The sequence below is a fragment of the Rhizobium sp. AAP116 genome, assembly GCF_001295785.1.
Lineage (GTDB): Bacteria > Pseudomonadota > Alphaproteobacteria > Rhizobiales > Rhizobiaceae > Allorhizobium.
Window position 1 is genome coordinate 1 of the sequence record NZ_LJIB01000038.1, and the last position, 9151, is coordinate 9151.

Sequence of the window (9151 nt, forward strand, 5' to 3'; positions counted from 1 at the left end):
CCGTGATCGTCTCGGCGGGCCTCGTCCTATCCTCCTGCCAGTCGCTGTTCGAGCAGGCCTACGAGCCGTCCGTTGCGCCTTCCAGCAATCCACAGATCGTCGACGAAGTGCAGAAAGGCGATCCGCGCGCCCAGATGGGTGCCCGTGAACACCCGCGCATCGTCGCATCCTATGGCGGCGAATACTCCGACGCCAAGACAGAACGCCTCGTCGCCCGCATCGCCGGTGCCCTGACGGCGGTTTCGGAAAACCCGAACCAGTCCTATCGCATCACCATCCTGAACTCGCCGGCGATCAACGCCTTTGCGCTGCCGGGCGGCTATCTCTACGTGACACGCGGCCTCCTGGCGCTCGCTAATGACGCCTCGGAAGTGGCAGCCGTTCTCAGCCATGAAATGGCGCATGTGACCGCGAACCACGGCATCGAACGCCAGCGTCGCGAAGAGGCGGAAGTGATTGCGAGCCGCGTCGTCGCCGAGGTTCTGTCGAGCGATCTCGCCGGCAAGCAGGCGCTGGCCCGCGGCAAGCTGCGCCTTGCCGCCTTCTCGCGCCAGCAGGAGCTGCAGGCCGACGTCATCGGCGTGCGCACGCTGGGTGAAGCCGGCTATGATCCCTATGCCGCCGCCCGTTTCCTCGATTCCATGGCCCGCTACAGCCAGTTCAGCTCGGTCGATCCCGATGCCGACCAGAGCCTGGACTTCCTTTCGAGCCATCCGAACGCGCCGCAGCGTGTCGAACTGGCAAAACGCCATGCACGTGCCTTTGGTCCGGAAGGCAGCCATGGCGAAACCGGCCGCGACTATTACCTGAACGGCATTGACGGCCTGCTCTATGGCGACAGCCCCCAGGAAGGCTTCGTCCGTGGCCAGACCTTCCTGCATGGGCAACTCGGAATTCGCTTTGACGTGCCCCAGGGCTTCCAGATCGACAACAAGGTCGAGGCCGTCCTCGCCACCGGACCTGGCGATGTGGCCATCCGTTTTGACGGCGTGGCCGACAGTCAGAAGATCAGCCTGCCGAACTATATCTCAAGCGGCTGGGTAACCGGTCTCCTGCCGGATACGATCCGCACCATAACCGTCAACGGGTTGGAAGCGGCAACCGCCCGCGCCTCCGCCGATCGCTGGGATTTCGATATCACCGTCATCCGGATCGGGCCGCAGATCTTCCGCTTCCTGACGGCAGTGCCCAAGGGCAGCCCGGCTCTGGAAACAACGGCAGCCCAGCTGCGCGCCTCCTTCCGCCGGATCACGCCGCAGGAAGCAGCCTCACTGAAGCCGCTCCGCGTCCGCGTGGTAACGGTCGGTTCCAACGACTCGGTCGGAACCTTGTCGGCACGTATGATGGGCACCGACCGCAAGCTCGAACTCTTCCGGCTGATCAACGCGCTCGGCCCGACCTCGACGGTCACCCCAGGCATGCGCGTCAAGATCATCTCGGAGTGACAAGGTCGCGCCCTGGCCCTCCCAGACGAATCCACGGGAAGACTGCGGATATCTGAAGGCGGCGAATGCCATATGCTACGTTGGTGAAAGCCTGCGTGCGGGAACAAGCTCGCCTATCAGTTTGATGGCTCCCGGAATTGACAACATGAATGTCATTATGACATTGTAGTTGTCATGAGAAAATCTGAACAGCTTTATCGCCTCATCTGGTTGTCGCGTCCGCTCATGCAGGCCGCGGAGGCGCATGTCGAGAGAGGGTTGGACGGCACCGGGCTGACCGTTCGCATGCGGGCAGTACTTGAGATCCTTCACGCCCATGGGAGCGCCAGCGTACCCGAAATCGCGATAAAGCTTGAGATCAAACGACAGTATGTCCAGCTGATGGTCAACGAAACGCTTGCGGCAGGCCTCACAGTCGGCCGCACCAACCCGCGTCACAAGCGATCCACGATGATTGCGCTTACCCCCAAGGGCCAGAGCCTGATCGAAGAGGTCGTGATGCGTGAAAAACGGCTGGTGGAACAGCTCGGCGCCGAGATTGATGCGAGTGATATCGAGACGGCACTTCAGGTGGTGAGGATGCTGCTTGAGAAGCTGAAGGTCGAGGGGGAGGAGCAAGCGAAGTGATAGGCCAGATTCTCACCATAGCCGCCCTTTCCGGGCTTGTTTGGCTTGCGAACGGCGTCAGACAGATCGGTGCCGTCAGTCGCGGCGAGCCCATTGGCAGCCGTCCCGGGACGGCCCTGCTCCTGATCGATCTGCAGTCCGTGTTCTGGGACGAAGGTCCCTATGAGGACGCAGCAAAGGCGGATGCGATGTCAGCCATCCTCGCCGAAGTGGCGAAGGCGAAGGCCGAAAATCTGCCGATCATCGCGGTGCGTCAGGAGTGGTCGATCCCTTCGACAAAGATCATCGCGCGACTGACGATGAGAGGCCAAGCAATTGAGGGAACGCCCGGAACCCAGATCGCGAAGCCCTTTGAAGGGCTTGCCGAACACGTCCTTGTCAAGAGAGTTCAGGACGCATTCGAGACGGGCGAGCTGGACGAGCTTCTGGAAAGGCTCGACGTGGGTAAGCTTCGAATTGTCGGGCTGGATTTCCGATATTGTGTCGCAAAGACCGCCCTTGCCGCCCGTCAGAGGGGGTATGCAGTCGAAGTCGCCACCCGGGCGACCTTGTGCGTCAATCAAACTGCTGGTGATGAAACCCGCGGCATACTTTCTTCAAACGCTGTCATTCTGAGATAGGGCGCGCCCAGCGCCTCTTCCTTGATAAGGCCCGTCAGGCATTGAAGTTCGCATGAAAAAGCCGGCATCTCCGCCGGCTTTTTCATTGTGATCTGTGATTGCCGCTCACATTGCCATTTCAAGGCGAGCTGCACTCGGCGCCTTATCCGTGAGGGCGACTTTCAGTTTTTCCAAGGCCCGCGTTTCGATCTGGCGGACACGTTCCTTGGAAATCCCGAGCTCGGCGCCGAGTTCTTCCAGCGTTGCGCCATCTTCCGTGAGGCGCCGCGCCTTGATGATCCGGCTTTCACGCTCGTTGAGGCGGTTCATTGCATCCTTCAGCCAGCCATTCCAGCGTTCGCCATCGATGATGGACGTCACCTGCTCGTCCGGCAGCGCCTCATTGCTCTCCAGCATCTCGAGCTGTTCGGTACCTTCGCCATTGCGACCAGCTACAGGGGTCTGCAGAGAAGCATCGTTGCCGGAGAGGCGTGCATCCATCGACTGAACGTCGGCGAGGCTGACGCCGAGCGCCGAAGCGATTTCCTGGTGTATCGCCTGGTCGGAGAGGCGATTGTCGCCCTGAGCGAGCTTGGCGCGCAGGCGACGCAGGTTGAAGAACAGCGCTTTCTGACTGGAGCTGGTGCCACCGCGGACGATCGACCAGTTGCGCAGGATATAGTCCTGCATCGAGGCCCGGATCCACCAGCCGGCATAGGTCGAGAAGCGCACTTCGCGACCTGGGTCGAAGCGGGCAGCCGCTTCGAGAAGGCCGATATAGCCTTCCTGGATCAGATCGTTAAGCGGCAGACCGAAACCACGGAACTTGGAAGCCATGGCAATGACCAGACGCATATGCGCCTGGGCGATGCGGTTTCGCGCTCCCTGATCGTCATTTTCCTTCCAGCGGATCGCGAGGTCGAGCTCTTCCTCGCGCTCCAGGTAGGGCTGTGACATGGCATACTTTATGATGTGTCTGTCAGCGGATGTGGCTTTCATCGAACATCTCCATGGTCTCTCGGGACCGCTGGCCTCTCGCAGGCCTATTTGCCGGCATTGTTTGCTGAACGGTTCAGTCTCGGTCAGGTTCCAACAATGTCGAACAGGGCGGTGGTTGCATCACTCTCATCTGCTTGTCTGACCACTAATACGGGCCGCGTACGACATCGGATTTCCGCATTGGGTGCGACCTTCTGTCGAACAGGGATGATCACGGTGAAGTGAGAGAAAGAGGGCCGAGCTGGGCGCGGCGACAGGGAAACGCAAAACGGCGCGGGTTGCCCCGCGCCGTCGGATCAGAACTCAGAAGTTAATTCAGGCGGAAAGCGCCTTGAACTCCTCAAGGATCGCATCACCCATCTCAACAGTGCCGACCTGGCGGCAACCGTCGGCCATGATGTCACCGGTGCGGATGCCCTTGTCCAGCACATTGGCAATTGCCTTCTCAAGGCGATCGGCTTCCGTGACCATGTTGAACGAGTAGCGCAGGCACATGGCAAACGAGGCGATCATCGCGATCGGGTTGGCGATGCCCTTGCCGGCGATGTCCGGTGCCGAGCCGTGAACGGGCTCGTAAAGCGCCTTGCGCTTGCCGGTCTTGGCGTCCGGAGCGCCGAGCGAAGCGGACGGCAGCATGCCCAGCGAACCGGTCAGCATGGCGGCCACGTCGGAAAGCATGTCGCCGAACAGGTTGTCGGTGACGATGACGTCGAACTGCTTCGGCGCACGCACAAGCTGCATGCCGCCGGCATCGGCCAGCATGTGGTCGAGCTTGACGTCGGAGAACTTCTCCTTGTGCGTCGCCGTCACGACCTGGTTCCACAACACGCCCGACTTCATGACGTTGCGCTTTTCCATCGAGCAAACGGCATTGTTGCGGGTGCGGGCCAGTTCGAAGGCGACGGCGGAGATACGCTCGATCTCGTAGGTGTCATAGACCTGCGTATCCACGGCACGCTTCTGGCCATTGCCGAGATCGGTAATGGTCTTCGGCTCGCCGAAATAGACGCCACCGGTCAGTTCGCGAACGATCAGGATGTCGAGACCCTCGACCAGCTCCGGCTTCAGCGACGAGGCATTGGCGAGCGCCGGATAGCAGATCGCCGGACGCAGATTGGCGAACAGCTCGAGATCCTTGCGCAGGCGCAAGAGGCCGGCTTCCGGGCGCACGTCATAGGGCACATCATCCCACTTCGGACCGCCGACGGCACCGAAGAGAACGGCGTCGGCGGCAAGCGCCTTGGCCATGTCTTCTTCCGAGATCGCTGCTCCATGCGCGTCGTAGGCGCAACCGCCAACCAGACCTTCGTCGGTGACGAAGCCGGCGCCCTGCGCCTCGTTCATATAGGCGATGATCTTGCGGACTTCGGCCATGGCCTCGGGGCCGATGCCGTCACCGGGCAACAGGAGAAGATTGCGAGCCGTCATGGAAACCCTCCACTCGAAAAAGAAGTCGCGGTGTCTTACGCGCGGGTCAGGGTCATTTCAAGCGAGATAGGGCGGAAACGGTACGGTTCCGGCCATTCCAAGCAGGGGCTTTCCGGTTGACCCGGTTGTTTCCGAGGTCCAAAAGATCTGCATCCCTCCAGCATCCCCGAGTGCCCCATGCCGCTTTCTCCCCTTCATATCGAGACGCCACTGCTGCGCGCGGCCGCCGACTACAGCGCGTGCGGCTTGCCTCTCTGGCTGAAGCTTGATGCCTTGCAGCCTTCCGGCAGCTTCAAGCTGCGTGGGGTGGGACTGCTCTGCCAGCACGAGGTCGCCAAGGGGGCGAAGGAAATCTTCTGCGCCTCTGGCGGCAATGCAGGCATTGCCGCCGCCGTTGCCGGCAAGGCGCTCGGAGTGCCAGTGACGATCGTCGTGCCGGAAACCACGTCCGCCGAGGTTCGCACGCGAATTGCCGCGACAGGTGCCAAGGTCATGGTCCACGGGTCCGTCTTCGACGAGGCGAACGCCCATGCGGTGGCGCTCGCGGCGGCACGCAAGGCCGCCTACGTCCATCCTTATGATCATCCGCTGCTGTGGGAAGGCCACGCAACGCTCATCGACGAAGTGGTCAAATCAGGTGCGGAATTCGATTGCGTGGTGACGAGCGTCGGCGGTGGGGGGCTGCTCGCAGGCATCGTCGAAGGGCTGCGGCGCAACGGGCTGCGCGACATCCCCGTCATTGCGGTCGAGACGGAAGGTGCCGCTTCCCTGAACGCTGCCGTTCTCGCCGGGGAACGTGTGACGCTGCCGGCCATTACCTCGATTGCCAATTCGCTCGGCGCGCGCCAGGTCGCACAACATGTCTTCGATCTTCTCGAAACCCATCCGATCGAAAGCGTCACGGTGACCGACGGCGAGGCTGTCGCCGCCTGCCTGAAATTCGCCGATGCCCAGCGGATCCTTGTCGAGCCTGCCTGCGGTGCGGCACTGGCCGTCGCCGATGTGCATGCCGAGCGGCTGCAGCAATTCAAGGCACCGCTCATCGAAGTCTGTGGCGGGATCGGCGTATCGCTCGCAGCGCTCGAAGCCTGGCGGGCCCGTTTCCTCTAAGGCCAAAGAAAAAGCCGGGCGCGAGCCCGGCTTCATCAATTCAGCGCTTGAGCGACGCTCACGCCCAGGGGCGCTGGGCGGCGTTGGACTGCTCGAAGGTCGAGATGCTCGTTGCCTTCTCAAGTGTCAGGCCGATATCGTCGAGGCCATTCAGCAGGCAGTGGCGCTTGAACGCGTCGATCTCGAAGGCGATCTTGCCGCCATCCGGACCCGTGATCTCCTGGGCTTCCAGGTCGACGGTCAGCACGGCGTTGGAACCGCGCGAGGCATCATCCATCAGCTTGTCCAGATCGGACTGGCTGACGACGATCGGCAGAATGCCGTTCTTGAAACAGTTGTTGTAGAAGATGTCGGCGAAGGACGTGGAGATCACGCAACGGATGCCGAAGTCGAGAAGCGCCCACGGGGCATGCTCACGCGAGGAACCGCAACCAAAGTTATCGCCGGCAACGAGGATCTGCGCGTTGCGATAGGCTTGCTTGTTGAGAACGAAATCCGCGTTCTCCGAACCGTCTTCCTTGTAGCGCGCTTCGGCGAACAGGCCGGTGCCGAGACCGGTGCGCTTGATGGTCTTCAGGTAATCCTTGGGGATGATCATGTCCGTGTCGACATTGACGACCGGAAGCGGTGCCGCGACACCGGTGAGCTTTACGAACTTGTCCATCAGTCTGCCTTCGATCTGGCTAATGCGCGTTTGATGCCTCGCCCATAGAGCAAAACCGCAGAAATTTGAAGGAGAATCTTGAGGAGGCTCTATCGCCGTTTTCCAAGCGATAGCCACATCTCACCCGATGGACAGGTGAGATGATGGAGCGACCTTCGGCCAGATCAAAGATCGATGATCGTACCCTTGCCGTCGTTCCAGACGCGCACGTCATCGCGACGCTTGGCTTTCACATAGGCCGGAGCGCGCTTCGTCTTGCCCATCAGCATGCGGGCGCCGAGCGTCACGGTCAGGAGTGCGCCAATCACCAGAGTGAGCGACACCGCAAAGGCGGCGGCAAGGCCGACAAAAGCGAGGCCAACAAGGGCATAGGCGGCGGAGCGGATGTTCTGCATGATCTTGTCCTTTCGCAGTTACCAAGGTGGTCCTTATCCCAAGGCTTTGCAAGGGCCTTTCACCCAATTGTCATCTTGCGTGGGCGGGCAAAGCTTGCCAGAACTCGGCCATGACATCAGAGGCCTCCTCCTTTCGCTTCCACCACCCGTCCCGCCTGCGCCGATCCGTGCTGACGGTGCCCGCGATCAACGACCGCGCCCTGGAGAAGGTGACGGGCCTTGATTGCGATACCGTCATCTTCGATCTTGAGGATTCCGTGGCCGAAGACCGGAAGGCCGACGCCCGGCACAAGCTTCTGGAGTTCCTGGAAAATTCCGATCTCGGCCATCGCGAGCGCATCGTCAGGATCAATGCCTCCGACACACCGCATTTCCGCGAAGACATGAGGCTCGTCTTGCAGTGCCTGCCCGACGCCGTGCTGCTGCCTAAGGTCGAGGAACCGGTCACGGTGCAGGACGTGGCGGACCTGATCGGCGAGCAGGATGCGGCGGAAGGTCTCAGGATTTGGGCCATGATCGAAACGCCGCGCGGTGTGCTCAACGCGGCAGCGATTGCCTCTTCGGGGCGCACCAGCGACAGCCGGCTCGACGCCTTCGTGGTTGGGCTGAACGATCTGCGCAAGGCGACCGGCATTCCGGCAGCGCCCGGACGCACCTATCTGGTGCCCTATCTGATGCAGGTCTTACTTGCCGCCCGCGCCTATGGGCTCGACGTCATCGACAGCGTGTCGAACGATTTTCGCGACCTCGAGGCCTTCTCCGCCGAATGCGCCCAGGGCAGGGCCATGGGCTTCGACGGCAAGATGCTGATCCATCCGGCGCAGATCGAACCCGCCAATCGCCATTTCGGCCCCTCGGAAGCCGCGATTGCCGAGGCGCGGCTCGTGGCCGACGCCTTTTCCGACCCGGCCCATGCGGGCCTCAACGTTATCAACATCGATGGGCGAATGATCGAACGACTGCATGCCGAGGAGGCCGCCCGCCTTCTCGCCAAGCTCGCCCTGATCACTGCCAGAAAGGACAAGCCATGAAAGTCTATCGTTTTCTCACCGGCCCGGATGATTCGAGCTTCTGCCACCGCGTCACCGACGCGCTGAACAAGGGCTGGGAACTGCACGGCTCGCCAAGCCACACATTCAATGCTGCCGAGAACAAGCTGTATTGCGGCCAGGCCGTGGTGAAGACGGTGCATGGCAAGGATTACGATCCCAGCATGAAGCTTGGAGAGCAGTGAATGTCCTCTCCCCGTTGTGGGAGTCTCATCTCCCCCTTGGTGGGGGAGAAAGCGATTTCGATGAATTAGGCGAGCGAAAGCCGCCTAAACATCTGAAATCGCAAGAGAGGGGGTCCGTTCGTCGTGCCCGCAGCACCGATCCCCTCACCAGCAAAATCTGAAGTTTAGGTGGCTTGCGCTCACCTAAGCCTTCGATTTTGCAACCTCTCCCACAAGGGGGGAGAGGCGGGCGCGGCGGCTTCAGCTCGGGCGCATGCTGAGGTGGTGGCCTGGCCCTTCGAGGCCCGACAAGGTCGGGCGCCTCAGGGTGAGGGGAAATCTATTGCTGTCAAAAACCCCAAGCTTCGCCGCCGGTCGGGATCACCTCCCTCCGGATCGGTCATGCTTGTCTCGGACGAGGCGCCAGAAGCAACCTGTCTAAGTAGTTTTATGTGGCTCCTTCTGGCGCCTCGTTCGGCGTCTATTCCCGCTGCATGCGTCTCTCTGGCAAGGCGGCGACGGTCCTCGTCATCCTCGGGCTTGACCCGAGGACCGAAGATTGACCGGGCGCGGGTCCGGCTGCGGCATCACCGTGAGGTGGCGCTTCAGCCTGGCCGGTGGCCCGGGAGGTTCCCGCCGGATGGTGCACCATTCCGACCGGGACCCTCGCC

Annotated in this window: 10 protein-coding genes; 6 read left to right on the plus strand and 4 right to left on the minus strand. The window is 61.6% G+C overall.

Annotated features, from left to right (window positions below):
• The first annotated feature begins 2 nt into the window (after positions 1-2).
• The 3 genes from IP85_RS19570 (at position 3) to IP85_RS19580 (ending at position 2692) form a co-directional block, all read left to right on the plus strand.
• Entirely contained in the window at positions 3-1445 is a 1443-nt protein-coding gene (locus tag IP85_RS19570; protein WP_082347831.1) for a M48 family metalloprotease, read from the plus strand.
• A 174-nt stretch (positions 1446-1619) separates the two neighbouring features.
• Positions 1620-2072 (plus strand): MarR family transcriptional regulator, encoded by a 453-nt coding sequence (locus tag IP85_RS19575; RefSeq protein ID WP_054151350.1) that lies wholly within the window; start codon positions 1620-1622, stop codon positions 2070-2072.
• Positions 2069-2692, plus strand: a complete 624-nt coding sequence (locus tag IP85_RS19580) for a cysteine hydrolase (RefSeq protein WP_054151351.1) — start codon at positions 2069-2071, stop codon at positions 2690-2692. The genes IP85_RS19575 and IP85_RS19580 overlap by 4 nt, the downstream gene beginning before the upstream one ends.
• 105 nt (positions 2693-2797) lie before the next feature.
• Here the strand turns inward: IP85_RS19580 and IP85_RS19585 are convergent, their stop codons facing one another.
• On the minus strand, positions 2798-3670 hold the full coding sequence (locus IP85_RS19585; protein ID WP_054151352.1) for an RNA polymerase factor sigma-32: 873 nt from the start codon (positions 3668-3670) through the stop codon (positions 2798-2800).
• A gap of 315 nt (positions 3671-3985) precedes the next feature.
• Positions 3986-5098, minus strand: a complete 1113-nt coding sequence (leuB, locus tag IP85_RS19590; RefSeq protein WP_054151353.1) for a 3-isopropylmalate dehydrogenase — start codon at positions 5096-5098, stop codon at positions 3986-3988.
• Between the two features lie 177 nt (positions 5099-5275).
• Between leuB and IP85_RS19595 the strand changes: the two genes are divergently transcribed.
• Positions 5276-6208, plus strand: coding sequence for a pyridoxal-phosphate dependent enzyme (locus IP85_RS19595; RefSeq protein WP_054151354.1), 933 nt, complete (start codon positions 5276-5278; stop codon positions 6206-6208).
• Positions 6209-6266: 58 nt separating this feature from the next.
• Here the strand turns inward: IP85_RS19595 and leuD are convergent, their stop codons facing one another.
• Together leuD and IP85_RS19605 are read right to left on the minus strand one after the other, a co-directional pair.
• Positions 6267-6872, minus strand: a complete 606-nt coding sequence (leuD, locus tag IP85_RS19600) for a 3-isopropylmalate dehydratase small subunit (protein ID WP_054151355.1) — start codon at positions 6870-6872, stop codon at positions 6267-6269.
• A gap of 164 nt (positions 6873-7036) precedes the next feature.
• The gene (locus IP85_RS19605) at positions 7037-7267 is read right to left on the minus strand and encodes a hypothetical protein (protein ID WP_054151356.1); all 231 of its coding nucleotides are present in this window, start codon (positions 7265-7267) and stop codon (positions 7037-7039) included.
• A 110-nt stretch (positions 7268-7377) separates the two neighbouring features.
• On the opposite strand from IP85_RS19605, the gene IP85_RS19610 reads away from it, so the two are divergent.
• Positions 7378-8298, plus strand: coding sequence for a CoA ester lyase (locus IP85_RS19610; protein WP_054151357.1), 921 nt, complete (start codon positions 7378-7380; stop codon positions 8296-8298).
• Positions 8295-8501: a DUF1737 domain-containing protein gene (locus IP85_RS19615; RefSeq protein ID WP_054151358.1), complete on the plus strand. Its 207-nt coding sequence runs from the start codon at positions 8295-8297 to the stop codon at positions 8499-8501. The genes IP85_RS19610 and IP85_RS19615 overlap by 4 nt, the downstream gene beginning before the upstream one ends.
• Positions 8502-9151 lie beyond the last annotated feature (650 nt).

Bases quoted from the DNA above. Each gene is read 5' to 3' on its own strand.
- IP85_RS19575 (WP_054151350.1), top strand. From the start codon at position 1,620: ATGAGAAAATCTGAACAGCTTTATCGCCTCATCTGGTTGTCGCGTCCG.
- IP85_RS19585 (WP_054151352.1), bottom strand. From the start codon at position 3,670: ATGAAAGCCACATCCGCTGACAGACACATCATAAAGTATGCCATGTCA.
- leuB (WP_054151353.1), bottom strand. From the start codon at position 5,098: ATGACGGCTCGCAATCTTCTCCTGTTGCCCGGTGACGGCATCGGCCCC.
- IP85_RS19595 (WP_054151354.1), top strand. From the start codon at position 5,276: ATGCCGCTTTCTCCCCTTCATATCGAGACGCCACTGCTGCGCGCGGCC.
- leuD (WP_054151355.1), bottom strand. From the start codon at position 6,872: ATGGACAAGTTCGTAAAGCTCACCGGTGTCGCGGCACCGCTTCCGGTC.
- IP85_RS19605 (WP_054151356.1), bottom strand. From the start codon at position 7,267: ATGCAGAACATCCGCTCCGCCGCCTATGCCCTTGTTGGCCTCGCTTTT.
- IP85_RS19610 (WP_054151357.1), top strand. From the start codon at position 7,378: ATGACATCAGAGGCCTCCTCCTTTCGCTTCCACCACCCGTCCCGCCTG.
- IP85_RS19615 (WP_054151358.1), top strand. From the start codon at position 8,295: ATGAAAGTCTATCGTTTTCTCACCGGCCCGGATGATTCGAGCTTCTGC.